General features: G+C 53.8%; 25 protein-coding genes. 13 read left to right on the forward strand and 12 right to left on the reverse strand.

Annotation, left to right across the window (positions count from 1 at the left end; translation table 11 throughout):
* Nucleotides 1–10: 10 nt before the first annotated feature.
* From CRO05_RS03770 to CRO05_RS03795, 6 genes are all read right to left on the reverse strand, one after another.
* On the reverse strand, nt 11–1,138 hold the full coding sequence (locus tag CRO05_RS03770; RefSeq protein WP_369831585.1) for a septal ring lytic transglycosylase RlpA family protein: 1,128 nt from the start codon (nt 1,136–1,138) through the stop codon (nt 11–13).
* Nucleotides 1,135–2,235, reverse strand: coding sequence for a rod shape-determining protein RodA (rodA, locus tag CRO05_RS03775; protein ID WP_097065876.1), 1,101 nt, complete (start codon nt 2,233–2,235; stop codon nt 1,135–1,137). The genes CRO05_RS03770 and rodA overlap by 4 nt, the downstream gene beginning before the upstream one ends.
* Nucleotides 2,228–4,138, reverse strand: a complete 1,911-nt coding sequence (gene mrdA / locus CRO05_RS03780) for a penicillin-binding protein 2 (protein WP_097065877.1) — start codon at nt 4,136–4,138, stop codon at nt 2,228–2,230. Before mrdA ends, rodA begins: the two co-directional genes overlap by 8 nt.
* Nucleotides 4,135–4,656, reverse strand: coding sequence for a rod shape-determining protein MreD (gene mreD, locus CRO05_RS03785; RefSeq protein ID WP_097065878.1), 522 nt, complete (start codon nt 4,654–4,656; stop codon nt 4,135–4,137). The genes mrdA and mreD overlap by 4 nt, the downstream gene beginning before the upstream one ends.
* Before the next feature lie 3 nt (nt 4,657–4,659).
* Nucleotides 4,660–5,538: a rod shape-determining protein MreC gene (gene mreC / locus CRO05_RS03790; RefSeq protein ID WP_339389920.1), complete on the reverse strand. Its 879-nt coding sequence runs from the start codon at nt 5,536–5,538 to the stop codon at nt 4,660–4,662.
* A gap of 64 nt (nt 5,539–5,602) precedes the next feature.
* On the reverse strand, nt 5,603–6,661 hold the full coding sequence (locus CRO05_RS03795; protein ID WP_074796263.1) for a rod shape-determining protein: 1,059 nt from the start codon (nt 6,659–6,661) through the stop codon (nt 5,603–5,605).
* A 111-nt stretch (nt 6,662–6,772) separates the two neighbouring features.
* Here CRO05_RS03795 and gatC point away from each other — a divergent pair, with 111 nt between their 5' ends.
* From gatC to gatB, 3 genes are all read left to right on the forward strand, one after another.
* On the forward strand, nt 6,773–7,060 hold the full coding sequence (gatC, locus tag CRO05_RS03800) for an Asp-tRNA(Asn)/Glu-tRNA(Gln) amidotransferase subunit GatC (protein ID WP_097065880.1): 288 nt from the start codon (nt 6,773–6,775) through the stop codon (nt 7,058–7,060).
* Between the two features lie 84 nt (nt 7,061–7,144).
* Nucleotides 7,145–8,599, forward strand: a complete 1,455-nt coding sequence (gene gatA, locus CRO05_RS03805) for an Asp-tRNA(Asn)/Glu-tRNA(Gln) amidotransferase subunit GatA (protein ID WP_097065881.1) — start codon at nt 7,145–7,147, stop codon at nt 8,597–8,599.
* Nucleotides 8,600–8,654: 55 nt separating this feature from the next.
* Nucleotides 8,655–10,148 carry an Asp-tRNA(Asn)/Glu-tRNA(Gln) amidotransferase subunit GatB gene (gatB, locus tag CRO05_RS03810; protein WP_097065882.1) on the forward strand — a complete coding sequence of 498 codons (1,494 nt, stop codon included), beginning with the start codon at nt 8,655–8,657 and terminating at the stop codon, nt 10,146–10,148.
* A gap of 23 nt (nt 10,149–10,171) precedes the next feature.
* Here the strand turns inward: gatB and CRO05_RS03815 are convergent, their stop codons facing one another.
* Nucleotides 10,172–10,912 (reverse strand): pteridine reductase, encoded by a 741-nt coding sequence (locus CRO05_RS03815; RefSeq protein ID WP_097065883.1) that lies wholly within the window; start codon nt 10,910–10,912, stop codon nt 10,172–10,174.
* A 79-nt stretch (nt 10,913–10,991) separates the two neighbouring features.
* On the opposite strand from CRO05_RS03815, the gene CRO05_RS03820 reads away from it, so the two are divergent.
* The 4 genes from CRO05_RS03820 (at nt 10,992) to coq7 (ending at nt 15,472) form a co-directional block, all read left to right on the forward strand.
* Nucleotides 10,992–12,182: a class I SAM-dependent methyltransferase gene (locus CRO05_RS03820; protein WP_097065884.1), complete on the forward strand. Its 1,191-nt coding sequence runs from the start codon at nt 10,992–10,994 to the stop codon at nt 12,180–12,182.
* A gap of 187 nt (nt 12,183–12,369) precedes the next feature.
* Nucleotides 12,370–12,804 carry a CBS domain-containing protein gene (locus CRO05_RS03825; RefSeq protein WP_097065885.1) on the forward strand — a complete coding sequence of 145 codons (435 nt, stop codon included), beginning with the start codon at nt 12,370–12,372 and terminating at the stop codon, nt 12,802–12,804.
* A gap of 559 nt (nt 12,805–13,363) precedes the next feature.
* On the forward strand, nt 13,364–14,782 hold the full coding sequence (locus CRO05_RS03830; RefSeq protein WP_097066651.1) for a (Fe-S)-binding protein: 1,419 nt from the start codon (nt 13,364–13,366) through the stop codon (nt 14,780–14,782).
* Between the two features lie 63 nt (nt 14,783–14,845).
* On the forward strand, nt 14,846–15,472 hold the full coding sequence (gene coq7, locus CRO05_RS03835) for a 2-polyprenyl-3-methyl-6-methoxy-1,4-benzoquinone monooxygenase (RefSeq protein WP_097065886.1): 627 nt from the start codon (nt 14,846–14,848) through the stop codon (nt 15,470–15,472).
* A 28-nt stretch (nt 15,473–15,500) separates the two neighbouring features.
* On the opposite strand, the gene CRO05_RS03840 is transcribed toward coq7, so the two are convergent.
* From CRO05_RS03840 to ilvD, 5 genes are all read right to left on the reverse strand, one after another.
* Nucleotides 15,501–15,917 (reverse strand): OsmC family protein, encoded by a 417-nt coding sequence (locus CRO05_RS03840; RefSeq protein ID WP_097065887.1) that lies wholly within the window; start codon nt 15,915–15,917, stop codon nt 15,501–15,503.
* Between the two features lie 253 nt (nt 15,918–16,170).
* Nucleotides 16,171–16,932 carry a YdcF family protein gene (locus CRO05_RS03845; protein ID WP_097065888.1) on the reverse strand — a complete coding sequence of 254 codons (762 nt, stop codon included), beginning with the start codon at nt 16,930–16,932 and terminating at the stop codon, nt 16,171–16,173.
* A 154-nt stretch (nt 16,933–17,086) separates the two neighbouring features.
* Nucleotides 17,087–17,398 carry a c-type cytochrome gene (locus tag CRO05_RS03850; RefSeq protein WP_097065889.1) on the reverse strand — a complete coding sequence of 104 codons (312 nt, stop codon included), beginning with the start codon at nt 17,396–17,398 and terminating at the stop codon, nt 17,087–17,089.
* Between the two features lie 19 nt (nt 17,399–17,417).
* Entirely contained in the window at nt 17,418–19,502 is a 2,085-nt protein-coding gene (locus tag CRO05_RS03855) for a thioredoxin domain-containing protein (protein WP_097065890.1), read from the reverse strand.
* 37 nt (nt 19,503–19,539) lie between these two features.
* A complete protein-coding gene (gene ilvD, locus CRO05_RS03860; RefSeq protein WP_097065891.1) occupies nt 19,540–21,213 on the reverse strand; it encodes a dihydroxy-acid dehydratase in 1,674 nt (557 codons plus the stop codon).
* Between the two features lie 339 nt (nt 21,214–21,552).
* Here ilvD and lgt point away from each other — a divergent pair, with 339 nt between their 5' ends.
* From lgt to CRO05_RS03890, 6 genes are all read left to right on the forward strand, one after another.
* On the forward strand, nt 21,553–22,398 hold the full coding sequence (gene lgt / locus CRO05_RS03865) for a prolipoprotein diacylglyceryl transferase (protein ID WP_097065892.1): 846 nt from the start codon (nt 21,553–21,555) through the stop codon (nt 22,396–22,398).
* A gap of 15 nt (nt 22,399–22,413) precedes the next feature.
* Nucleotides 22,414–23,010 carry a class I SAM-dependent methyltransferase gene (locus tag CRO05_RS03870; protein ID WP_097065893.1) on the forward strand — a complete coding sequence of 199 codons (597 nt, stop codon included), beginning with the start codon at nt 22,414–22,416 and terminating at the stop codon, nt 23,008–23,010.
* 78 nt (nt 23,011–23,088) lie between these two features.
* Nucleotides 23,089–23,739: an SRPBCC family protein gene (locus tag CRO05_RS03875; RefSeq protein WP_097065894.1), complete on the forward strand. Its 651-nt coding sequence runs from the start codon at nt 23,089–23,091 to the stop codon at nt 23,737–23,739.
* A gap of 187 nt (nt 23,740–23,926) precedes the next feature.
* The gene (locus tag CRO05_RS03880) at nt 23,927–24,259 is read left to right on the forward strand and encodes a YnfA family protein (RefSeq protein WP_097065895.1); all 333 of its coding nucleotides are present in this window, start codon (nt 23,927–23,929) and stop codon (nt 24,257–24,259) included.
* A 260-nt stretch (nt 24,260–24,519) separates the two neighbouring features.
* On the forward strand, nt 24,520–24,861 hold the full coding sequence (locus CRO05_RS03885; protein ID WP_097065896.1) for a DUF4156 domain-containing protein: 342 nt from the start codon (nt 24,520–24,522) through the stop codon (nt 24,859–24,861).
* A 65-nt stretch (nt 24,862–24,926) separates the two neighbouring features.
* Nucleotides 24,927–25,295, forward strand: coding sequence for a DUF393 domain-containing protein (locus tag CRO05_RS03890; RefSeq protein WP_097065897.1), 369 nt, complete (start codon nt 24,927–24,929; stop codon nt 25,293–25,295).
* Nucleotides 25,296–25,301: the final 6 nt, after the last annotated feature.

Raw genomic sequence — 25,301 nt, forward strand, 5'->3', positions numbered from 1 at the left:
TGCATACAGACTACCGGATCAGCAATACCGGTTTAATGTAGAGAGTCTGAGCGATCCTATCCGCCGCCTGTCTTGCCCTGATCTGATCGGCATAAGGCCCGGCATGAACTTTGAACATGCCATCTCTTGCGATAATGCTGAGGGAGTTGATCAATGAGGGAAGCTCGTTGCGCATGCGTGCGAGGAAATTATCGGCGTTATCATAGACGCTGAACGCGCCTAGTTGCAGATAGATTCCGCGAGATTCCTCTATAGCAGGCGTGTCTAGGGAAGTGGATACCGATGTGCCAGATTGCGCGGGAAGGTAGGCAGTCTCAATCAAATCCAGCTTGGCATCTCCTTTTTGGGTTTCTATGCCCAGCGACTGCGGAGGACTGATTTTTTCCGGGATAGAGGCAGGTATGGAGGAAGAAGTGGAGGCAGTGGCGGGATTACGAGCGGAGCCTGAAATCGGGACAAGTGCCGGCGCTTCCCCTATTTGCAAGGCAGGACTCTGGCCAGGCAGGATGGTTTCCACTTCCACCCATGCACTGCCGCCACCGAGCACATCAAGCTTGTAAGCGGCAGTGTACGAAAGATCGATGAGCCGGTCGGACAGGAATGGCCCCCGATCGTTGACGCGTACCACTACGGATTTTCCATTCCTGATATTGGTGACGCGGGCGTAGCTGGGTATTGGCAAGATGGTATGCGCGGCAGTCATGCCATACATATCATAAGCTTCGCCCGAGGCGGTTTTCTGTCCATGGTAGCGGCGGCCATACCATGAAGCGATTCCGCGCGCTTTGTATGATCCAAGGCCGGCCATCGGTGTGTACGATTTCCCTAGCGCAACGTAAGGCCGCATGTTGGCTTGCCGCAGGGGTTCATCGCGAGGGACGGCATCGGGAATGGATGCCAGATCTGCCGGCGGATTATCGCCGGGGCCATCGTCCAGATAATAGCCGCCTTTTTTTTGCGTAATGCCAAATAACCCCGATGTTGTGGAGGATGTTTTTCCCTTCTTATCCTGTTTCAGGATCGTGCCGCAGCCCCCGGCAAAAACGAGAATTCCCGCCGCGATGATCCACGTAATCCATCGCCCTGGAAGGAGTGCACGATTCGGCACGTTTCTTGATTCTGAATCAGCGTTCTTCACGTCTTCACCAGCTTGGGATGCATCTGAATGCTCATCAAAATACCAAATCCCAGCAGCATTGTCACCATCGACGTGCCGCCATAGCTGATCAGGGGCAGCGGTACCCCGACCACGGGAAGGATGCCGATGACCATGCCCATGTTGACAAAAATATAAGTGAAGAACGTCAGCGTAATCGAGCCGGCAATGAGACGAGTAAACTGGGTGGAGGCATTGGCAGCGATAACCATGCCGCGACCTATAACCAGCAGATATAACAGCAACAGCAACAAATTGCCGATCAGTCCAAATTCCTCCGAAAATACCGCAAAGATGAAATCGGTGCTTCTCTCGGGAAGGAAATCGAGATGAGTCTGGGTTCCATGCTGCCACCCCTTGCCCAGAACGCCCCCCGATCCGATGGCAATGATGGATTGAATGGTGTGGTATCCTGCGCCCAGTGCATCCTGAGTCGGATCAAACAGCGTCATCACGCGGCGGCGCTGATAATCGTGCATCATCGACCATAGCAGCGGCAGGCTTCCCGCTCCGGCGAGGAATAATGTAGCCATGATGCGCCATGACAGTCCCGTTAGAAACAATACGTAAAAGCCGCTGGATGCGATAAGCAAGGCAGTGCCTAAATCCGGTTGACGCAAGATCATCAATAACGGAAGTAGCAGCAGCAATGTTGCTATCGCATAATCTCTCAGCCTCAAGGCGGCCTCATGTTTATCGAAATACCAGGCCATCATCAGGGGTACCGCTATTTTCATCAATTCGGAAGGTTGAATACGGGTCACGCCGATGTTCAGCCAGCGCCGCGCACCATTGTTGATTTCGCCGAACAGCGCGACACCAAGCAGCAGGAAAAGGCCGGTTACATATAGGGGCAATGCAATACGCATGATATGCTGTAACGGGATATTGGCAATCAGCCACATGATGCCAAGTGCTACCAGCATGTTGATTGCCTGGTTTGTAACGCGATTGAGGTTCGCATCGGTTGCGCTATAAAGCGTCAACAGGCCGGTCAACATCAGTAACAATATTCCGCATAGCAGAAAACCATCCACGTAACGCGTAAGGTAGTTCCATAAACGCAGAGGTTCAATCATGCTCGCCCTCTTCATTCACCTGCTCGACGGCCGGTGCCGCGGGTTCCTCAGGCAGCTTGCCGAGCAGGTAATAATCCATCACCAGCCTTGCGATAGGGGCTGCGGTAGCACCGCCGTGCCCACCATTTTCCACCAGCACGGATAGCGCAATTTTCGGGCTCTCGGCCGGGGCATAGGCAATGAACAGCGCGTGATCACGAAACCGCTCCCGTACCTTGCTTTCCACGTATTTTTCCCCTTGCCTCATTCCGATCACTTGCGACGTCCCGGTTTTTCCTGCGAAAGAATAGGCGGCGCCCTCGCCGGCGAGCGCTGCGGTGCCACCGGGCCGGGTTACGTCTACGAGCGCATCACGCACCGCCCGCAGATTAGCGGGATCGAGATCGAGCGTATACAAGGGATGTGTGGCAATTTCGCGCACCACCTCATTATTGTTATTCAGAACCTGCTTCACCACATGCGGACGAAACGCTGTGCCATTGCCGGCCAATATCGCAGTAGCAAAAGCCAGTTGCAGCGGTGTGGCGAGGTTATAACCCTGGCCTATCCCAACGGAGATGGTATCGCCCGCATACCATTTCTGCTTGTGCCGCTTCATTTTCCATTCCTGCGAGGGTAGCAGGCCGGATGCTTCGCCCGCGATATCAATTCCCGTTTTTTTCCCCATCCCGAACTTGCTGACAAAATTGAAGATGTTGTCGATGCCCAGGTCGTTGGCAAGTCCATAGTAGTATGTGTCGCATGACACAACCAGGGATTTGTGCAGATCCACAATACCGTGGCCTCCGGCCTTCCAATCACGGAAACGGTGTGTACTCCCCGGGAGGCTGAAGTACCCCGAGTCATTGATTGAATGCTGGGGCCAGCGCTTTTTCAGCTCCAGGCCGGCAAGCGCCATAAACGGTTTAAATGTTGAACCTGGCGGATACAGTCCTCGCAACGCGCGGTTGTTCAGGGGCCTGTCAATGGAATTGTTCAGCAAATCCCAGTTTTCGGAGTCGATGCCATCGACAAACAGATTGGGATCGAACCCCGGTTTGCTGACAAAGGCGAGTATGTCACCGGTGGCAGGCTCAATCGCTACCAGCGCACCTCGCCGGTCCCCGAATGCTTTTTCTGCAACCTCCTGCAATCTGGAATCGAGCGATAGCGTCAGGTTATTGCCCGAGATCGGCGGCGTACGGGATATTACCCTTATCACCCGTCCGGCTGCGTCGGTTTCCATTTCCTCGAAGCCGGTCGTACCGTGCAATTCCTTTTCATAACTCTGCTCGATACCGATTTTTCCCATGTATTGGGAACCTCGATAATTGGCCAGGTCATCGTTGGCTTCCAGTTGTTCCAGATCCTTGTCATTAATTCTGCCAATATAGCCCACCACGTGGGATGCACTTGAGCCTTTTGGATATTGGCGGAATAAACGCGCCTTGATTTCCACTCCGGGAAAGCGATAGCGGTTGGCGGCGAAACGGGCCACCTCCACATCCGATAAACGGGTTCGGATGGGCAAGCTTTCAAATCTCTTGCTCTCCTCCATCAGCTTCTTGAAACGCTTGCGGTCTCTCGCGGCTATCTCGACGACAGTGGATAATTCGTTGATGAGAGACTCGAGATCTCCAACCTTGCTCGGCACAATTTCAAGAGTGTAAGCTGAGTAGTTATGCGCCAATACTTGACCGTTGCGGTCAAAAATCAGGCCCCGATTCGGCACAATAGGCGCAATGGATATCCGGTTAGCTTCCGCAAGGGTGTGATAATGCTCGCGTTGTGATACCTGCAGGTAAAAAAAACGCGCAAACAGCAGCAGGAACAGTAACAGCACGAAACCGGCGCTGACAGCAAGCCGCAACCGGAAATTGTGCTGCTCGCGCGGGTGATTGCGAAGCTCTACTTTACGGTTCATCGGGCATCGGTATCAGACCTTGGCTTCTGCGGTATCCTCAACATGGAAGAGAGAAATGGCCACAGCAAAGTGCCGCTAACACTAGCAAGAAAGAAATCCCATCCGGGAAAATGGGAACCGTCCAGCAGCCCTGTCAGAAGTATGATGAATTGTCCCGCAATCAATATCAATCCTATCTGGGGAGCTTGTTTCATCGGGCCGAAGTTACTCAAACGCCGGTGAAGCACCAGCGCTACAAAAGCAATTATGCTATACGCCAGGGCATGCTGACCGAATGTACTGGCGTCGCCAATATCCATTAACAGGCCCATTCCGAAAGCGATACTGATGCCGATACGCTGCGGCTGGCTGATACACCAGTAAAGTAACGCCAGTGCGATAAAATCGGGCCACGCCGCCAGCGCCACATTCTGCAGCGGAATCAGATTCAGCACCAGCGCGACGATGAAAGTAAGTGCGATGAACGAGCGTTTGACAGGCAGTAGAATTTCCTGTCTGGGATGATCGGCGAATGCCACTTTTTATCGCTTCCTGCTCTCGGGTTTCAGCTCGATCGCTTCCACCGGGATTTCGGTAACAGGCGTCTGCATGGACAGTATCAGCAGCTGACGGTTGTGGCCCACTCCCGCAACGGGTATGCAGGTAACGCGGGCAAAGACATAAGTGGAGTTACGTTCGATCTTCGACACGACGGCGACGGGAAGACCAGGTGGGTAAACGCCGTCTATTCCGGAAGTCACCAACGTATCGCCCTCCTGAATATCGGTGTTGACAGCCAGATAACGTAATTCCAGCGCGCCGTCCTTTCCCGTGCCCGAAACCACGGAGCGTAGCCCGTTGCGCACTACCTGGACTGGCACGGAGTGATCCTTGTCCGTGATAAGCGTAACTTCAGAGGCCCATGGATAGTCTCGGGTAATCTGCCCTACTACGCCAATGTCGTCCACCACGACCTGACCTGGCTGAATTCCGCTTTGGCTGCCCTTATCAAGCATGACCTTGCGGTTAAACGGATCATGCGGCACGCGCAGGATTTCAGCCATCACCGCTTTGGTTTCAACTCGCTGCGCGGCTTCCAGGAGTTTGCGCAACTGCGCATTTTCCGTCTCCAGCGCCCGCAACTGCTGAAGCTTCCCCCGGTCGAGCAGATGCTGTTGCTTGAGATTTGCGTTTTCCTCGGCCAGGTGGCCGCTGAAGAAAAATTCGCTTACTCCGTCATAGAGCGTTTTGGGTACGTTGGCCAGTTTTTGCAGCGGGTAGACCAGGACAGATAAAGTTTGACGAATTTCGGCGAGATATTTAAGCCGGGCGTCAACTGCCATCAGCACTAATGACAGCATTACAAAAAACACCAGTCGCGTCAGAAGACTGGGGCCATGCCTGAAAAACCGCGGGGCCATTTCCATCTTGTCCGGGTTTCAGGATTCCCTATGCAGGGCAGGCCCGGATGTGTGAAGAAAGCAGTTAATCACTGGCGAATACGCCGACCAATTGGTCCATATTTTCCAGTGCAATGCCTGATCCGCGCACGACGCAGGTGAGCGGATCTTCCGCAATGATTACCGACAATCCGGTTTCTTCCATTAGTAATCGATCAATGTCGCGCAGCAATGCCCCGCCGCCGGTCAGCACCATTCCTTTTTCAGCGATGTCAGCGCCCAGTTCAGGCAGCGTATGCTCCAGCGCGGATTTGACTGCGCTGATAATACTATTGAGGGGATCGGTCAGCGCTTCGAGAATTTCGTTACTGGAAATGGTGAAGCTGCGCGGAATCCCTTCCGCCAGATTGCGCCCCTTGACTTCCATTTCCCGTACTTCCGACCCTGGAAAGGCCGATCCTATTTCCTTTTTGATCAGTTCGGCGGTGACTTCGCCGATCAGCATGCCGTAGTTGCGGCGAATATAGTTGATAATGGCTTCGTCGAACTTGTCGCCGCCAACGCGCACCGAGTTCGAATAAACGATCCCGCCCAGCGAAATTACACCTACCTCCGTAGTGCCGCCGCCGATATCCACCACCATCGAGCCCGTGGCTTCTTCCACTGGCAGATTGGCGCCGATAGCCGCAGCCATCGGTTCCTCGATCAATTCCACCTTGCGTGCGCCGGCGCCATAAGCCGCTTCGCGAATCGCACGGCGCTCCACTTGAGTGGAGCCATAAGGGACACAAATGACAATGCGGGGATTGGCGGAAAACAGTCGCGGGGGATTTACTTTCTTGATAAAGTGCTTCAGCATCTGCTCGGTAACGGTAAAGTCGGCGATAACGCCATCCTTCATGGGGCGGATCGCGGTGATATTACCGGGCGTACGCCCCAGCATCTGCTTGGCCGCCAACCCTACCTGCTGAATGACCTTTTTGCCGTTGGGTCCGCCATCCTGACGTATCGCCACCACCGAGGGCTCGTTCAGCACAATGCCCTGACCGCGAACATAGATCAGGGTATTGGCCGTTCCCAGATCTATCGCCATATCGGTGGAAAAATAGCCCTTCAATACGTTGTTGTTTATAAAATTAAGCATGGTTTGCGGAATCCGTTGCAGATGACGATGATTAAAAGCGCATGAAAAGAATCGGGCTATGATACTCTATTAGCTATTTGAATATAAGGGTTATAAAGGATTTAGTGGCCGATGTCTCTGTCTCTGGATGATGTAAAACGTGTCGCGAACCTGGCACGAATAGAGGTTAGCGAGCATGAGGCGCATACCGCGCTGGCGCAGTTATCGGGTATCTTCAGCCTCATCCAGCAGATGCAGGCAGTGGACACATCGACGATAAAACCCATGTCGCACGCCCAGGATGTCATGCAGCGGCTGCGCCCGGACATCGTAACGGAGATTGATCAGCGCGACTTGTTTCAATCCGTAGCGCCCCAGGTGGAGGCAGGGCTTTACCTGGTGCCGAAAGTGATCGAGTGAAGCCTGGCGAGGTGTTCCTGACGACCCCGCCGTGTTCTCCGCCACTGCTATTTTTTCCACGATTTGCCTTTCCCTGCAAACATCATGTTGAATTCCAGCCTCAAGCAACTCTCAGCGCTGCTCGCCGCGAGAAAAATTTCCAGTACTGAATTGACCGGTGCATTTCTTGAGCGTTCCCGAGCATTAAACCCAGCCTACAACGCTTTCATTACCATCAATGAAGAGATGAGTCTCGCCCAGGCGCGTGCCGCGGATATGATGATCGCGTCCGGGAGGGCGCAGCCGCTGACCGGTATCCCGATTGCTCAAAAAGACATTTTCTGCACCAAGGGATGGCTCACTACCTGCGGATCAAGGATGTTGTCGAATTTCATCTCGCCTTACGACGCTGGCGTGGTCGAGCGTTTCAATATTGCGGGGGCAGTAAACATCGGCAAGACCAACATGGATGAATTTGCCATGGGCTCCAGCAATGAGACTTCCTTTTATGGGCCAGTAAAAAATCCATGGGATAGCACGGCCGTGCCGGGCGGTAGTTCGGGCGGCTCCGCATGCGCAGTCGCCGCACGCATGGCTCCTGCCGCTACCGGCACCGATACTGGGGGTTCCATCCGTCAACCTGCTGCCTTATGCGGTATTTCCGGCCTCAAGCCCACGTACGGACTGGTATCGCGTTACGGCATGATCGCGTTCGCCTCCAGCCTGGACCAGGGCGGGCCGATGGCGAAATCAGCGGAAGATGTGGCATTGATGCTGAATGTCATGGTGGGATTCGATGTTCGGGACTCGACCAGTCTGCAGCGCGAACCGGAAGATTACACCCGCAATCTGGAGAAGCCGCTCGAAGGCCTGCGCATTGGCCTGCCGAAGGAATATTTCGTCAAGGAAATAAACGATGACGTTGCGCGTACGGTGGAAGCTGCTATCGCGGAATATCGCAAGCTTGGGGCAAAAACGGTCGAGGTGTCGCTGCCCAATACGAAGCTGTCCGTTCCCGTTTATTATGTATTGGCTCCGGCAGAAGCATCGAGTAATCTCTCCCGGTTCGATGGCGTACGCTACGGCTATCGCGCACCCGAATATGCGGACCTCAACGATATGTATCGGAAAAGCCGCGCCCAGGGTTTTGGGGCGGAGGTGAAACGCCGCATTCTGATTGGCACTTACGTACTGTCGCACGGGTATTACGACGCCTACTACATTCAGGCGCAGAAACTGCGCCGTCTGATGGCGCTGGATTTTGCCGAGGCGTTCAAGCAGTGCGATATCATTATGGGACCGACTTCACCGACTGTTGCATTCAATCTTGGAGAGAAAAGCAGCGATCCGGTACAGATGTACTTGTCCGATGCCTATACCATCGCGGTCAATCTCGCAGGACTGCCCGCAATGTCCATTCCCGCTGGTTTTGGCAAAAATAACAGGCCGGTGGGATTGCAGATTATCGGCAATTATTTTGCCGAAGCGCAAATCCTGAACGTGGCGCATCAATACCAACTGGTAACGGATTGGCATATGAAGATGCCTGATCCGCTCTGAAATTTTGCCTTCGGGCGCGTCTGCTATAAAAATCTACCCTGAAAAGGTTTTCGCAATGCAATGGGAAATCGTTATCGGTCTTGAAGTCCATGCTCAGCTTTCGACCCAATCGAAAATATTCTCGGGCGCTTCGACTGCATTTGGCGCCGCACCCAACGCAGAGGCCTGCGGGGTGGATCTCGCACTGCCGGGCGTGCTGCCGGTATTGAATCGCGGTGCGGTTGACCGAGCAATCAAGCTTGGTCTTGCGGTGGGGGGAAAAATCAACTCGCCGTCCATTTTTGCGCGGAAAAATTATTTTTATCCTGATCTCCCCAAGGGCTATCAGATCAGTCAATACGAATTGCCGGTGGTCGAAGGCGGCAGCGTCCGGATTCAGGTTCGTCAGGATGGAGAGGAGCGCGAGAAAACGATACGTCTTGTTCGGGCGCACCTGGAGGAAGATGCGGGCAAGTCCTTGCATGAGGATTTTCACGGCATGACTGGCATTGACCTGAATCGCGCCGGGACCCCTTTGCTAGAGATCGTTTCAGAACCGGATATGCGTAGCAGCGCCGAAGCGGTAGTCTATGCCAAGACATTACATTCGCTGGTGCGCTGGATCGGCATCTGCGACGGCAACATGCAGGAAGGCTCATTCCGTTGTGATGCTAATGTATCCGTGCGCCATCAGGGAGCAGACCGGCTCGGTACCCGCTGCGAAATAAAAAATCTCAATTCGTTTCGCTTTCTTGAGAAGGCTATTGATTACGAGGCCAGGCGCCAGATCGAGATCCTTGAAGACGGCGGAACCATACAGCAGCAGACTCGCCTCTATGATCCGGATAAAGATGAAACGCGTGCCATGCGAAGCAAGGAAGATGCACAGGATTACCGCTATTTCCCCGACCCGGATTTGTTGCCCCTTGAAATTTCTGAGAGCTGGATCGCTGAGGTAGAGAGCGGGCTACCTGAACTACCGCAGCAGATGCGAGCCCGCTTTGAGCGCGACTATGGGCTTTCCGCTTATGATGCATCAGCGTTGACAGCGGACCGGGACATTTCGGAATACTACGAAGCGGTCGTCGAGAAACTTCCTTCCGATCCCAAGCTTTGTGCGAACTGGGTAATGGGCGATATCTCCGGCTATCTCAATGACGAGGGAAAGTTTTTCGATAACTGCCCACTGTCTCCCACACAACTCGCGCAACTTTTGACGCGCATCAAGGACGGCACCATCTCCGGAAAAATCGCAAAGGAAGTATCCAGGCAAATGTGGACCAAGGTTCGTGACCAGTCTGCCACGTGGAAGCGCCGGAATTCGGAATTGGAGGAGAACCTCGCCGATCAAATCATCGAAGCGCAGGGATTGAAGCAGATCTCCGATTCAGGCGCTCTGGAAAAACTGGTTGGCGAGGTAATCGCAGCCAATTCGAAATCAGTGGAAGAATACAAGGCCGGCAAGGAGAAAGCCTTCAACGCCCTCGTTGGGCAAGTAATGAAGGCCGCCAAGGGCAAGGCGAATCCCGCACAGGTGAACGAAATATTGAAGAGAACGCTGGCGGAATGAGCAAATCGGCTTTCGCGACCTTGCTATAAATTCACGCTGCGTCCCCCGTCCACCGCGATGATCTGACCCGTGATGTATGGCGCGTCGGCGATGAGGAATGCTACGGTTCTCGCGATATCATCCGGCTCGCCCGTTCTTTTCAGCGGTGTCCTGTCGATGATGTGCTGGCGCGATGCTTCATCCGTCCATTCGCCTTGCTCCGGCCACAGAATAGGACCTGGAGAGATGCCATTCACCCGGATTTCCGGCGCAAGCTCAAGCGCCAGGGATCGGGTAAGGGAGGCCAGGCCACCTTTTGCGGCATTGTATACCACGTATTTTTTCAGCGGCCACTCTGCATGGATATCCACGATATTTACAATGCAGCCGTGCTGTGCTCTGAGCTGTAGCACCGCGGCCTGCGACAGAAACAGGGGAGCCTTCAGGTTGCTGCCGACAAGATCATCCCACATCTTCTCGGTAATCTCCCCTAGTGGAGTGGGAAAAAAGCTGGAAGCATTATTGATAAGTGCATCAAGTTTTCCAAAATGCTGTACAGCCTCATCAATTAAATCGGGTAGTCGTGAAATGTCGAGCAGGTCGGCTTGCACTAATGCTACCGAACCGGGCCGGGCCTGATTCAGCTCGGCCTGTAACGCCCGCGCCTCTCTCTCGGATGATCGATAGTGTATGGCCAGATTTGCTCCTTGCGCATGCAGTCTACGGCAGGTGGCGGCGCCTACCCGTCTAGCCCCCCCGGTGATGAGTATCACTTTCCCTCGCATCGCTATCTCCTCTACACTTGCTCCTCGAAATTTGTGAACCCAACGGTTTTCGTAACTTGTACAGAGTAGCATAGAGCCCATGCAGCCACTACCATCACTACCCTTACCAAACGAACCCGCCCTCGAGCATAGCCGCGCAGTAAGAGAACTTATTCAAACTGAAGTCGCTGCCGCTGGCGGCTGGATTTCATTCGAACATTACATGAGGCTGGCGTTATATGCACCCGGGCTGGGTTATTACAGCGGCGGCGCAGCCAAATTTGGCCAGGCGGGAGATTTTGTCACCGCACCCGAAATCTCCCCACTGTTTGGCAGGGCGGTGGCACGGCAGGCCGCGCAGATAATTGAACTCGTGGATGGCGACAGCGACATTCTGGAATTCGGAGCAGGTACCGGTAAACTTGCGCTCGATTTACTGCTTGAACTGGAAAAACTGGGCAGCTTGCCGAGACGGTATTTTATTCTCGAAGTCAGTGGAGAGCTGCAACAGCGGCAGCGGCAAATATTCGAAAGCTTCGCGCCGCACCTTGCTTCGCGGGTTGCCTGGCTGGAGCATTTGCCTGCGGAATTCAATGGACTGATACTGGCCAATGAGGTACTTGACGCCATGCCCGTGCATCTTGTGGTATGGCGTGGCGCTGATCTGTTCGAGCGGGGCGTAATATCCGACGGCGGTGAATTCAGGTGGAGCGATCAGCCGCTTAAAGCAGGACAGCTTTTCGAGGCGGCGTGCCGACTAAATCCGCAGATTGATCCGGGCAGAGATAATATTAGCGAATATCTCAGCGAGATTAATCTTGCCTCCAGGCATTTCATGCTCAGCCTTGCCGATATTTTGCAGCGGGGCGCCATCATCCTGATCGACTACGGCTTTGGACGGGACGAGTATTACCATCCCCAGCGGAAGATGGGAACACTGATGTGCCATTATCGCCATCATGCCCATGACAATCCCTTCTATCTGCCGGGCTTGCAGGATATCACCAGCCATGTCGATTTCAGTGCTGTTGCCAGCGCTGCCTCGGATGGAGGATTGGAGTTGCTGGGCTACACCAGTCAGGCATATTTTCTCATCAATTGTGGAATTACCGAAATTCTGGCACAAACGCCAGCGGAAGATGCAAAGAACTATTTGCCGCTGGCGAATCAGGTGCAAAAGCTGCTGAGTCCGGCAGAAATGGGCGAATTATTCAAGGTTATTGCCTTCGGCAGGAATGTTCGCCACGCTCTGACCGGATTCGTCAGTGGAGATAAAAGCCGTATGTTGTAAAACATCCAGCGGTACTTGTCACGGGACAGGCGATGTTGATTGCGAGAGCGTAATCGTGGGCGCTGTCACGGTTCTGACGCGATCTGTGCGGCAGCCCGCTCGGGTTTTTCCTCCGACGTGCTATTATTAGATGAGCTTAATAGAGGTTTTGGAAAAATTAGAAACTGAGGTGTGGGAGAGCAATGCTATGGCGACTGTAAGGCAATTACTGGAAGGCAAGGGATTTGAAGTGGCAAGCATCGAGCCGGACAAGTCGGTATACGACGCCATGAAATTGATGGCTGCCAAAAATATTGGCGCGTTGCTGGTGCTACAGAATGGAAAATTGGCCGGTATCTTTACTGAAAGAGATTATTCGCGGAAGGCATATCTGCTGGATAAATCCTCGAAGGACATTCAGGTAAAAGAACTCATGACCTCGCAGGTAGCATATGTAAGTCCTGACTATACGGTCGAGGATTGCATGGCATTGGTTACCGAGATGAGGGTGCGCCATTTGCCCGTGCTCGAGAACAACGAAGTGTTTGGCATTATCTCCATTGGCGATCTGGTCAAGGATGCCATCTCCGGACAGGAATTCATTATTCATCAGCTCGAACGTTACATATACGGAATTCGCTGATTGAAATACCGGTGTCCGGCGTTTGCGATCTTTCTTCCGCCGCATCGCCGCCGACCCGGATGTTGCCGCTGTAATAACGCGCCTCGACTTCTCGGGACTGCTCAATAACGTCCGCAGTGATTTGCCATCATCGGCGAAGGAGTGGAAGCAAAGCAAGAGGCTGTGCTCGGAAGTTCCGTCTCGGTCATATCACCGATTCAGCTAGCGTGACAGCGCGGTGGAGGTAAAAAAACTTCCAAACAGAGCGAAAACAAAGCGTAGAGAATTGTAGCTCGATCTCGTTGTCCTACCCTTTCTGAGCGAGATATTCTTGAATCAGGCAAGTTCGATGCGTCGCTGGCCTTCTACAAGTGTCACGTATTACTTAAAATTGCCCGAGTTACCCGAGTCAGGTCAGCACCCATAGAGCGATTCCTGATGTCTGGGAGATATCCAATTGCCTTCTACCCCCCTCTACCTTTTGAATGCTTTAGCGAGTAGACTTTTCGAATGCCACGCGTTCCAACAGAAGTAGAAGTAGGAAAAACAGTCTACGGCTTTTATCAGCGGACACATGATCATGAAGCCTACTGATCTTCCGCCCAATTTTTCTCCCGATTCGCCGAGCGTCGAAATAAGCGCCAAAATAAGCGCGGAAGCGAACCTGTGCGTCTCGTGCGGTCTTTGTCTGCCCCATTGCCCCACCTATCGCATCACACAATCGGAAGCCGATTCGCCCCGTGGGCGCATCGCCCTGATGAGCGGGGTTGCCGGAGGGCGCATTCCGATGAATGAACGCTTTGAACTGCATATGGACCGCTGCCTTACGTGTCGCGCCTGTGAAGCGGTCTGCCCGAATCATGTACGTTTTGGGCAATTGATGGATGGGGCTCGTGCCATGATAGCATCCTCGCCACCCGATCTCCTGAGGGAAAAAACGGGGATGCGGAAACCCTGGTTCCGTAGATGGGTGGAACGTGAATTAGTTGCAAAATCCGCACGCATCGACGCTTTGCGCCCGCTCCTACGTTTTTATCAGGGAAGTGGTTTGCAGAAATTGATGCGAAAATCCAGGCTGTTGGGGCAAACAAAATTCGCCCTGCTGGAGGCGCAGTTGCCACATGTCGACAAGCCTTGCTCCTTGTCAGGCGGAACGAGTAATACCCGGTCCTGGCAGGAAATTTACCCCTCGATCGGCAAGCCACGCGGAGATGTAGGTCTATTCCTCGGTTGCGTAGCGCGACTGACGGACGCCCCAACGCTTAACGCGACAATACTGGTACTTAATCGTCTGGGTTATACGGTGCATGTGCCGCGCACGCAAACCTGTTGCGGCGCCCTGCATCAGCACAGCGGCGATATGCACGCGGCGGCACAACTGGCGCGCGAGAATACGAAAGCTTTCGATGGATTGAATTTGCATGCGATTATCAGCACGGCGTCAGGGTGCGGCGTGCAATTGGCGGAGTATTCCTTCTTCCCGGCATCGCAACCGTCAAGAAAATCCACTCCAGTACAACAGCAAGCAAGAGAGGACGACTTGAAAGGCCGACTGCCGGGTAAGGCAGCCGGCAAATCCCGGCCCAAGGTCATGGACATCAGCACGTTTCTTGCAGTGGCTGAAGGATGGGATGACGTAAAGCTGGCACCCTTGCCGCACAAGATCTCTGTGCACGAGCCCTGCAGTCTGCGCAATGTGCTTCGCTGTGCAGCCCATCCATACACGTTGTTGGCACGTATTCCGGGTGCGCTGATTGAACCGCTTGCCGGGAATGATCAGTGCTGCGGAGCGGCTGGAACCTATTTTCTTGATCAGCCGGAGATGGCAGGTATGCTCCTGCGTGATAAAATTGGTGCGTTGAACGCAAGTGGTGCGCGTTATCTCGCCACATCCAATGTTGGCTGCGCCATGCATATTGCCAGCGCGCTGCGCGAAGCCGGCTCAGAGATTGAAGTGGTGCATCCGGTGGCACTTATCGCACGGCAGATGAGTATATGATTTTGAGATATCGCTTTATCGTTCCCATCCAATATTGCTTTCATTGTTTGCCGAAGGACCTTCATGCCAAATCTGGATAAATTTATCATCAGTTTCGACCATGCATTGCGCACCCTGCTGACGCCCGCACAAACGCTGCGGCCGGTCCCCGGTACTCAACTGCCGGAAGTCGGATTGAACGATTCGGAGAAACACGAATCCGCCGCACTGATGCGCATCAATCACACCGGCGAAATCTGCGCGCAAGCGCTATATCAGGGACAGGCGCTTACCGCGCGCAACGTAGAGGTGCAACATACGCTGGCGCAAGCGGCGCGGGAGGAGACGGAGCATCTTGCCTGGACTGAGCGGCGTATTGCTGAATTGAGCGGGCGCAAGAGTATATTGAATCCGTTATGGTACGGCGGATCGTTCGCCATTGGCGCCCTGGCGGGCGTACTTGGCGATAAATGGAACCTTGGTTTTCTTGCGGAAACCGAACGTCAGGTTACGGCCCATCTGGCCGGGCATTTGAAGCGCTTACCGCATCACGATGGAAAAAGCCGCGCCATCGTTGCACAGATGCAGATCGACGAAGCCGGCCATGCTACCTCAGCCATGTCGCACGGTGGCGTGGAATTGCCGATGCCTGTGAAGCTGATGATGAACCTTGGATCAAAAGTGATGACGGGAACCGCATATTGGGTTTGAACGAAAAAATTTGACCGAAAGAACGTTTTCACGCTTCCACGATTTCAAAGTCATGCGTCAGTTTCGCGGTTTTTCCCAGCATTATCGAGGCTGAGCAATATTTCTCCGCAGAAAGAGTGATCGCCCGCTCTATCTGTTGAGGATTAAGTTTTTTGCCGGTCAGAATAAAATGGAAATGAATTCGGGTGAATACCTTGGGTTCTTGCGGAGCCCTCTCCGCCTCGATTTCCACCTCGCAATTGCTGATGTCCTGGCGGCTCTTTTTTAGAATCAGCACAACGTCAAAGGCCGCGCAACCGCCGGTCCCCATCAACAATATTTCCATCGGACGCGGGCCGGAGTTTTTACCGCCGGCTTCCGGCGGCCCATCCATCAGCACTGCATGACCGCTGCCGGACTCAGCCAGAAAACTCATCCCATCCTTCCATTCAATGCGCGCTTTCATGCTGTTCCTTTCCGAGGATTTGAAGCGTTTATTTTAATATCGTTCTGGCGAAAAAGAGTTCGCAGAGTAGTTCGTTTTTCCTGGCGGCAAATAGTCAAAAATAAACGATGGATATCAATGCATTGCAGGCGAAAGCAAACTACGGTGGTGGCAATTCTCATGATGCACGCAAATTATACAAAGCAATAAATATTCGAAAGTACGTGAAAGTACAAGATGAGAGCAGGTTCCGGAGCCGTGGAGAAGGGAATTTTCAGAGCTGATCTGAAACGGGAATCAGCCGATACCATAACAGGCCGATGACCTCATGGAAGAATAAACTGCTTCTTAGCAGCGCTCCAGCCGTCGGAATGAATGCGAATATATCCGTTTTATATCGCGTAGTGTATGCGGTAGCAGCGGGGATTACCTTAAACCCCGCCTGCTCGAACTCTCTGACCGCCCTCGGCATATGCCAGGCATGCGTGACCAGTGCGATACGGCTGACCTCGTCCCTTTTGAGTATCTCAAAAGTCTTGTACGCGTTTTCACGGGTGTTGCGCGAAGCGCCCTCTATCCATTTAACCGGCACCTGAAATTCTCTCTCCAGCACCGTTTTCATTTGAGCCGCTTCAGAAGAGCTATTGCCGAGCGGTGCCCCACCCGTCGCCAGCAGAGGTTTTCCTGTGAGGCGATGCAGTCGCGCGGCATAACGGACGCGCTCGAGTGTATAGCGGCCCACCGTATCATTGCCATATTCCGGGGCGTTGTAGTATGTACCTCCGCCCAGCACGACGATGGCCTCGACATCATTATCGGCGGGGCTGTGCCTGGGGCGTGTTTCCAGTTTTTGCAACAGCGCGTCAGCCACAATTGGAGTGGACTGGAGATAAAACAGCGCCAGCATCATGACCATCAACCCCTTGCCTAGCCCCGGCCGGGTCTTCAGAAACAGAACCCCCGCGGCGCCCAACAGAATAAGATTGAACGGAGGGAGTAGAAATGCGCTTGTCAGGTTAGTCGCAAACCAGCTCATGATTTGATTCGCGAGTAAGGCACCAAAACGTATTTTTATTATTCGGCATAAACTTGAGCGAGGAGACGGTTATCCCCTGGCATAGCGTTTGCGAATGGGAAATAAAAAAGCCGGCGCGGGGATGCGTCGGCTTTTTTTCAGATTTAACCCCGAATTATTTGAGCGTTAGAATCCACTGTGCCAAAGCCTTGGCATCAGCCTCATTGACCTTTGCGTTTGGCGGCATCGGAACCGGGCCCCAAACTCCCTGGCTTCCTTTCTGCACTTTTACTGCCAGACTGTCCGCGGCCTTCGGATCGCCCTTATACTTGGCTGCGATATCCTTGAGTGCCGGCCCGACCAATTTCTTGTCAACGGTGTGACAATTCAGGCACCCGCTTTTTTTTGCCAAATCGGGGTTCGCTTGCGCGGTACCCACGGTTAGAAGGGCTGATGCCGCAACCATTCCTATCCAGACAGCTTTCATACTTTCTCCTTTTATCCGATTAATTTATAGAAAGGGGACTTATCTTACCTTGAATTTCGCAGACACGCAGCAATTCCCGCAAGTCGGAGATCTCCGGTAAACATTTAACGCCGTGGCAGACCCAGGCGTTGACAGCATTATCCACTGCTGCTGGTTTACTCAGACTCGGCGGCAGCCCAACAAGTTCCACGGGCAACGCAAGCACAACCGTGTGGAGGAAACTGTATCGCAACGCATTTTCCCATTCCGTGAGAGCATGTGCTTCTCCACGAAGGATGATAACTTGCCGCGGTGTCAGCGATTGCTCCAGCGCTGCCAGCAAACCACAACAGGAACTGGTGTAGCGGGATATGGTGGGATAGAACAAGCCAAGGGTACGCTCCGCCGCTTCCAGATAACGGGATTCACCCAGCAGATGCCCCAGCCGCTGCAGGGCGTACGCCGCAACGCCATTACCTGAAGGCGTGGCGTTATCATGGCTCGGCTTGGGGCGATGAATCAGTTTTTCGTGATCGTGGCTGGTAAAGAAAAAACCCCCCGCCGGTTTGTCTTCGAATTGCTCCAGCAACACATCGGCCAGCGCAATGGCAAAATCCAGATCATCCTGGCGGAACTCTGCCTGCATCAGTTCCAGTAAACCGTCCAGCAGAAATGCATGATCGTCCAGATACGCATTGAGATGGGCGTTGCCATCCTTGTAAGTTGCAAGCAGGCGGTCATTCCGCCATAACGTAGCGCGAATGAAGTCCACCGCCCGAGCAGCCGATCGTATCCAGTCATCGCGTCCGAATACACGACCCGCACGCGCCATTCCCTTGATCATCAGGCCGTTCCAGCTGGTCAGAATTTTCTCGTCACGGCCCGGATGCACGCGCAGTTCGCGCTCGGCGAGTAGTTTTCTGCGCGCCGATGCAAGTCTTTCCCGGGCTTCCTTCTGGCTGATACCAATACCTTTGGCAATTTCCTCCAGCGGTTCGGTCACTACCAGATTCCAGTGCTCGTGTTCGAAGTTTGCACTGCTCGTGAGGCCGTAATATGGCGCAATGACGGCATACTCTTCCGGCGACAAAATTTGCGCCACTTGTGTGCGATCCCATACGTAGAACTTGCCTTCCTCGTTTTCCGAATCGGCATCCAATGTCGAATAGTAACCGCCGCCGGTTCCGTCCCTGCCGTGCGGTTGCATTTCGCGCATTACCCATTCGGCTGTTTCCTCCACGATTCGTTTGAACAAAGGATTGTGAGACGCAAGCCAAGCGTCGGCATAAAGCCGCAGCAACGGGCCATTGTCATAAAGCATTTTCTCGAAATGTGGAATGTGCCAGTACTGATCCGTACTGTAGCGGCAGAAACCGCCGCCCAGCTGGTCGTAGATGCCCCCCTCCGCCATCTTTTGCAGAGTATAAGTTGCCATCTGCAAGGCTTCGTCATTCCCTGTCGCAAAGTAACGGCGCAAGCAAAATTCAAGTTCGGTGGGGTGAAGGAATTTTGGTGCACCACCAAAACCGCCATTCTCGGAATCGAACCGGTTCTTCAGCTCCGTTAGCGCCTGATCAAACGGCTGCTCCGAAAATTCCGGCGTTGCCGCACTTTTTGATGGCAGCATGTTGGCAAACGACTTCAGCAGCGACGCGCTCTGTCGCTCGATCTCTGTACTGCGAACATGATAAGTCTGGGCCACGCGCGGCAATAAATCGAGAAAACCGGGTAAACCATGCCGCGGCGTTTTGGGAAAATAGGTGCCGCCGAAGAACGGCTTTTGATCGGGCGTCAGAAACAGGGTCAACGGCCAGCCCCCGCTGCGTTGAGTCAACATGTAAAGGGCTATCTGATAAATCTGATCAATATCAGGGCGCTCCTCGCGATCCACCTTGATGTTGACGAAATCCTGGTTCATCGCAGCAGCGACTTCCGCGTCTTCGAAGCATTCGTGCGCCATGACATGGCACCAGTGACAGGCCGAATAGCCGACGGAAAGCAGTATCGGCTTGTTCTGCGCGCGCGCCAGCGCCAGCGCTTCCTCCCCCCACGGATACCAGTCCACGGGGTTGTCGACATGCTGAAGCAGGTAAGGGCTGGTTTCGGTGGCGAGATGGTTGGGCATGGGCGATGGTGACTGAAATAGTACCTGTACAGGACGATTAATCCGTGATGGCTCCCCGGCTGGCGCTCGATACTGATTTCGCATATTTTGCCAATACGCCACGCGTATAGCGCGGGTGAGGCGGTTTCCATTCAGCGCGGCGGCGCGCCAGTTCATCTCCCCGAACGTTAAGCTGCAGTAGCCGTTGCTCGGCATCGATGGTTATCGAATCCCCTTCATGCACCAGTGCAATAGTGCCGCCTACGAAAGCTTCGGGTGCGACATGGCCCACCACCATCCCGTAAGTGCCTCCGGAAAAGCGGCCATCGGTGATGAGCCCCACCGAATCCCCGAGGCCCTCTCCGATAAGGGCGGACGTGGGGGAAAGCATTTCCCGCATTCCGGGACCCCCTTTGGGACCTTCATAACGTATTACAACCACGTCGCCAGGCTGGATTTCGCGAGCAAGGATAGCAGCCATGCAGGTTTCTTCGGATTCAAATACCCGTGCCGGGCCCGTAATTCTTGGCGTTGTTACCCCGGTGATTTTGGCCACACAACCCTCAGTGGCAAGATTACCTTTGAGTATGGCAAGATGGCCCTGCGCATACATGGGATTTTCCCATTGTCGGATGACATCCTGATCCTTACGCGGCATCGAGGGAATATCCTTTAATACTTCCGCCACGGTCGCGCCGCTTATGGTCATGCAATCGCCATGCAGCAGGCCGTGTTCGAGCAGCATTTTCATCACTTGGGGAATACCGCCTGCTTTATGCAGATCGGTGGCCACATACCGTCCCGAGGGCTTCAGATCGCACAGCACGGGCACCTTGCCCCGTATCCGTTCAAAATCGTCGATGGTTAACGTCACTTCCGCCGCGTGGGCGATAGCCAGAAAGTGCAGGACGGCATTGGTGGAACCGCCTACCGCCATGATGACCGAAATCGCATTTTCTATCGATTTTCTGGTGATGATGTCGCGCGGGCGGATCTGTTTTCTGATTGCATCAACCAGGACTTCCGCAGAGCGGATGGCGCTCTCGCGCTTTTCGTCATCCTCCGCTGCCATTGTGGAAGAGTAAGGCAGGCTCATTCCCATCGCTTCGAATGCCGAAGACATGGTATTGGCGGTAAACATGCCGCCGCAGGAACCGGCTCCCGGGCAGGAATGGCGCTCCACTTCGAGCAATTCCTTTTCATCTATTTTGTGCGACGTATATTGCCCGACGGCTTCGAAAGCGCTGACGATGGTGAGGTCTCTTCCCTTGTAGCGGCCGGGCTTGATGGTCCCACCATAGACGAAAATGGCGGGTACATTCATCCGGCCCATCGCGATCATTGCCCCCGGCATGTTCTTGTCGCACCCGCCAATTGCAATTACGCCATCCATGCTTTCCGCCTGCACTGCCGTCTCGATCGAGTCCGCAATCACTTCGCGCGAAACCAGCGAGTATTTCATGCCTTCCGTCCCCATGGAGATGCCATCGGACACAGTGATGGTGCCAAACATTTGTGGCATTGCGCCGGCTTCTTTCAACGCCTGCTCGGCGCCTATCGCCAGTTCATTCAGTCCCTTGTTGCAGGGCGTAATGGTGGAAAAGCCGTTTGCCACGCCGACGATGGGTTTGTCGAAATCGTTGTCGCTGAAACCTACCGCCCGCAGCATGGCGCGGTTGGGGGTACGTTGCGCCCCCTGTGTGATAGCCTGGCTGCGTTGATTATCTGCCATGAATACTCCTTGAGAACGTGGAAAAAACTTTGGAAGGTACTTGAATCACGGAGAAGATGAAGGAAGTGCTATTAATCTTGAGCCGTCATATAGAAAGAAGAGCGGCTGGCAGCTGTCTTTTCCATCCCCTCAGCGGCGAATGGAGGTTGCCATATGTATAATCACTGTCTGGCGAGAAAATATTTCAATTCGTCATTTGGACTTGACCCCGAGTCCAGTCTAAACCAACAATGAATGCGCGTTTCTGCACGCCACAGGTTTCCGGTTTTTCGCCGGCATGGCGTTTGTCCCGTTTGCTCGCCGGATCAACAATTATTTTACCTCAAAAAGCCGAATCCCATGCTCGTTCACCCGCAGTTCGATCCCATCGCCATCCACCTCGGACCTCTCGCTGTCCGATGGTATGGGCTCATGTATCTCATCGGATTTGCGCTGTTCATACTGATGGGGCGCTATCGCATCAAGCAAAATCCGCAAGGGTCGTTTACCATCAGCATGCTCGACGATATGCTGTTTTATGGTGTGCTGGGAGTGATATTGGGTGGCCGCCTGGGCCACGTGTTATTTTATCAGTTCGGCTACTATCTTCAGCACCCGCTGGAAATCCTCGCGGTCTGGCAGGGCGGAATGTCATTCCACGGCGGTTTTCTTGGTGTGATAAGCGCCATGGCGCTGCTGGCCCGAAAGTACAAATTGCAGTGGCTCGCTGTAACAGACTTTATCGCGCCACTCGTACCGCTGGGGCTGGGCGCGGGACGCATCGGTAATTTCATCAATGCCGAGTTATGGGGCCGTCCAACCGATGTGTCCTGGGGCATCATCTTTCCCAATGTGGACGGCCTTGCGCGGCACCCTTCCCAGCTTTATGAATTTGCACTGGAAGGGCTGGCATTTTTTGCGTTGATGTGGATTTATTCGGCGAAACCCAGACCGGTCGGAGCGGTTTCAGGCATGTTTCTTATCGGCTACGGCGTATTCCGCTCGGTCTCGGAATTTTTTCGTGAGCCCGAGGATGGTTTTATGGGCGTGCTAACGTTGGGTATCAGCATGGGCCAATGGCTGTCGCTGCCAATGATTGTAGCGGGAGTAATCATGATAGCCTGGGCCTACCGTCGCCGACCTGCCCCATCTTACAAGCCAGATGCGCCGGTTCCAACTGGCAAGCGGAATCGCAATCGCAGGTAGAAGCGACTTTCCCTCATGTCCTTGCGCCATTCCTACACCGTTATCGCCCCGATTTACGATGCCTTGCTTGCAGCCGCCGGGACTGGCGTACGCGCGACAAGCCTTGCGCAATTACCGCAACAGGGTGATCTGAATATCCTCATCAGCGGCATCGGTTCCGGGTTGGATCTACCCTACCTTCCGTCATGCCACCGTTATACCGGGCTGGACCTTACCGCCGCCATGCTAAGCCGCGTAAAACCCCGAATTGGAAATCTTCATGTGGATCTCGTCCAAGGTGACAGCATGTCCCTGCCGTTTGCAGACGCGTACTTCGACCATGTCGTGCTGCATTTGATTCTAGCGATAGTTCCCGATGCAACCGCCTGCTTGCGAGAAACCGCGCGCGTACTGAAACCGGGTGGAAGCGTGCTGATACTCGATAAATTTCTCAAACCGGGCGAAACTGCGTGGCTGAGGCGAACCTTGAATCTCCTGTCGCAGCATCTTGTTACACGATTGGATGTGGTATTTGAGGAGGTGCTCGCCAGCGTTCCGCAATTGAAACTGGAAGCGGATGTGCCGGCGCTGGCAAGTGGCTGGTTTCGCAGTATCCGCCTGGCCAAGGACTGACCCGTTGCAGAACAGAAGCAAAATCCCTTATCCGGTTTACCCGGCATCGAAACCAACCAGATATTTACCGGAAATCCCATGCGCCGCATTGCTGCTTTCGCTGTCGCCGCTGTATTCGCCGCCTCAACTGCGCAGGCACTGGATGTGAAGAGTCCGGGGCCGGATTGGACCGAGGCCCACCGCAGCAGCGAGCTTGTCATTTTCACGAAGGACGTGGAAGAGGATCGGAGCATCGTGGCGGTCTCCGAGGTGGAGGCTCCGCCGGAAGTCGTTTTCAATGTTCTTGTTGATTTCGAGCGCTATCCGGAATTCATGCCGTATGTAAAAGAGTCGCGAGTGCTCAGCCGCGAGGGTGATAGCGAGGTTGTCACTTACGCGCGTATCGCCCCGCCGTTCGTAAACGAGCGCGATTACCCGCTCAAAGTCAGGATGATGCGCGGCATGCCCTTGAATGGCGATGTCTTCAGAATTGACTGGACGGCAAGTCCCGAGGCACAGCCGGAGGTCGAGGGCGTGGTGCGAGTCAGGCTCAATGAAGGTTCGTGGCTCGCAGAACCTCTCAGCGGAGGCAAGCGCACGCGGCTCACCTATAGGTTGTTAACCAATCCCGGCGGCCTCATTCCCGATTTTGTCGTCAACCTGTCGAATACCATTGCGATACCAGAACTCTTCCAGGCCGTGAAAAAACGTTCTGTCGAGAAGGCGGACGCTTTCGAGAAAAGTAAATAGGTGCACCTGGAGGCAGTGATTGGCCTTGTACAAATTACACATTCAGGCTGAATGCTTCCAATATTGGCTTATGAGGGACGAGTCGTGACAAATGAACAGAAACAGGAGCTCCGTGCAGGAATAACTGCGCAGCCTGACAAGACGGAAGAGCTGGCGGTGACAATTACTCGTCAACCCAAATACCCAAATGTTTGAGCTGAAAATCTTTTTTCTTTTCCTGGCGACGGCAATTGCTGAGATCGTCGGTTGCTATCTGCCTTACCTTTGGCTCAAGCAGGGCCAGAGCGTGTGGCTTCTTATGCCCGCTGCCGCGAGCCTTGCATTGTTCGCATGGCTCCTCACGCTCCATCCGACAGCGGCAGGCCGGACCTATGCAGCATACGGAGGCGTCTATGTTTTCGTAGCGGTGCTTTGGTTATGGGCAGTGGAGGGTATAAGGCCAACCGCCTGGGATGTGGCCGGTTCCCTGGTGGCGCTTGCAGGCATGGCCATCATCATGTTTGGTCCGAGACATGCATAGTCGAATAAGGGGATCGATGTCGCTAAAACTGTTTAGTCTCGACCGGTTGCCGCTCTGTTGACTTCGCCACCTGAAACCTTACAATCTCTTAAACATCTCTTTCCGGATTTGCGGATTTGGCGAAGAGTCAGCGATCAAAGGCGACTTGTCTTTCCTGCGAGAAGCGGGAATCCCGAGGTAAAGCTGCTGGTGCCTATTCTGTAGTTCAATGAGGAATGATTCAAAGAAGATAAAATATAAATTGTCCAGGAGAAAAATAGATGGTCGTGAAAATAGGTGCCGCTGTATCAATTCTTCTTCTTGCTGGCTGTTCAGCGATATCAACGACGCCGGAGGGAAAATCCGTCGAACTCGTGACGGAAAAACCGCCGGGCAGTTGCAAACCGCTCGGCGATGTTGTGGGCTCACAGGGCAACTGGTTCACGGGCGACTACACATCAAACAAAAATCTCCTCATCGGCGCCAGGAACGACTTGCGCAACAAGGCTGCTGAAATGGGTGGAAACTATGTCTGGGTGCAAGACTCAAGTAATACCAACGCATGGGGTAGTAAAGGCACGTCAAACACCACGGTATTGGGCGTTGTCTATCATTGTGAGTAACACCAACCGACTTGTGCTCCAATATCCCTTGTTCCATTTCAAAATCAATATGGCGAGAGTGGAACATGTCCAGCAAGGTTTACTACAACAGCGCATGTCCTGTTTGTAATGCTGGTATCAAAGATCAGCGCCAGCGTATGGAGGCATGCGGCATCAAAGACATTGAGTGGGTGGATGTGCACCAGCATCCAGAGGCCGTGTCTGAGGTAGGCGCTTCATTGGAGCAGGTGCGGGAGCGGTTGTATGTCAAAGACCCGGATGGGCGTCTCAATGTCGGAGCGGACGCTTTTACGCGGTTATGGTCACAAACGCCTGGTCAGCGCTGGTTTGCGAAACTGTTGCGATTGCCCATCATCAGGCAGTTTATGCAATTGGCGTATAATATCTTTGCCCGGCTGCTTTACCGCTGGAACCTCGCCAAGAGGCATTGGTAGTGGCCG

This window comes from Nitrosovibrio sp. Nv4, from assembly GCF_900215485.1.
Taxonomy (GTDB): Bacteria; Pseudomonadota; Gammaproteobacteria; order Burkholderiales; family Nitrosomonadaceae; genus Nitrosospira.

Excerpts from the sequence above, each read along its gene's own strand:
- CRO05_RS03855 (WP_097065890.1), bottom strand. The coding sequence starts at position 19,502 with ATGCCCAACCATCTCGCCACCGAAACCAGCCCTTACCTGCTTCAGCAT.
- coq7 (WP_097065886.1), top strand. The coding sequence starts at position 14,846 with ATGCCAAATCTGGATAAATTTATCATCAGTTTCGACCATGCATTGCGC.
- mrdA (WP_097065877.1), bottom strand. The coding sequence starts at position 4,138 with ATGAACCGTAAAGTAGAGCTTCGCAATCACCCGCGCGAGCAGCACAAT.
- CRO05_RS03830 (WP_097066651.1), top strand. The coding sequence starts at position 13,364 with ATGAAGCCTACTGATCTTCCGCCCAATTTTTCTCCCGATTCGCCGAGC.
- gatC (WP_097065880.1), top strand. The coding sequence starts at position 6,773 with ATGTCTCTGTCTCTGGATGATGTAAAACGTGTCGCGAACCTGGCACGA.
- rodA (WP_097065876.1), bottom strand. The coding sequence starts at position 2,235 with ATGATTGAACCTCTGCGTTTATGGAACTACCTTACGCGTTACGTGGAT.
- CRO05_RS03875 (WP_097065894.1), top strand. The coding sequence starts at position 23,089 with ATGCGCCGCATTGCTGCTTTCGCTGTCGCCGCTGTATTCGCCGCCTCA.
- lgt (WP_097065892.1), top strand. The coding sequence starts at position 21,553 with ATGCTCGTTCACCCGCAGTTCGATCCCATCGCCATCCACCTCGGACCT.
- CRO05_RS03825 (WP_097065885.1), top strand. The coding sequence starts at position 12,370 with ATGGCGACTGTAAGGCAATTACTGGAAGGCAAGGGATTTGAAGTGGCA.
- CRO05_RS03850 (WP_097065889.1), bottom strand. The coding sequence starts at position 17,398 with ATGAAAGCTGTCTGGATAGGAATGGTTGCGGCATCAGCCCTTCTAACC.
- gatA (WP_097065881.1), top strand. The coding sequence starts at position 7,145 with ATGTTGAATTCCAGCCTCAAGCAACTCTCAGCGCTGCTCGCCGCGAGA.
- CRO05_RS03840 (WP_097065887.1), bottom strand. The coding sequence starts at position 15,917 with ATGAAAGCGCGCATTGAATGGAAGGATGGGATGAGTTTTCTGGCTGAG.
- CRO05_RS03890 (WP_097065897.1), top strand. The coding sequence starts at position 24,927 with ATGTCCAGCAAGGTTTACTACAACAGCGCATGTCCTGTTTGTAATGCT.
- gatB (WP_097065882.1), top strand. The coding sequence starts at position 8,655 with ATGCAATGGGAAATCGTTATCGGTCTTGAAGTCCATGCTCAGCTTTCG.
- ilvD (WP_097065891.1), bottom strand. The coding sequence starts at position 21,213 with ATGGCAGATAATCAACGCAGCCAGGCTATCACACAGGGGGCGCAACGT.
- CRO05_RS03845 (WP_097065888.1), bottom strand. The coding sequence starts at position 16,932 with ATGAGCTGGTTTGCGACTAACCTGACAAGCGCATTTCTACTCCCTCCG.
- CRO05_RS03820 (WP_097065884.1), top strand. The coding sequence starts at position 10,992 with ATGCAGCCACTACCATCACTACCCTTACCAAACGAACCCGCCCTCGAG.
- CRO05_RS03795 (WP_074796263.1), bottom strand. The coding sequence starts at position 6,661 with ATGCTTAATTTTATAAACAACAACGTATTGAAGGGCTATTTTTCCACC.
- mreC (WP_339389920.1), bottom strand. The coding sequence starts at position 5,538 with ATGGCCCCGCGGTTTTTCAGGCATGGCCCCAGTCTTCTGACGCGACTG.
- CRO05_RS03880 (WP_097065895.1), top strand. The coding sequence starts at position 23,927 with ATGTTTGAGCTGAAAATCTTTTTTCTTTTCCTGGCGACGGCAATTGCT.
- CRO05_RS03870 (WP_097065893.1), top strand. The coding sequence starts at position 22,414 with ATGTCCTTGCGCCATTCCTACACCGTTATCGCCCCGATTTACGATGCC.
- CRO05_RS03885 (WP_097065896.1), top strand. The coding sequence starts at position 24,520 with ATGGTCGTGAAAATAGGTGCCGCTGTATCAATTCTTCTTCTTGCTGGC.
- CRO05_RS03815 (WP_097065883.1), bottom strand. The coding sequence starts at position 10,912 with ATGCGAGGGAAAGTGATACTCATCACCGGGGGGGCTAGACGGGTAGGC.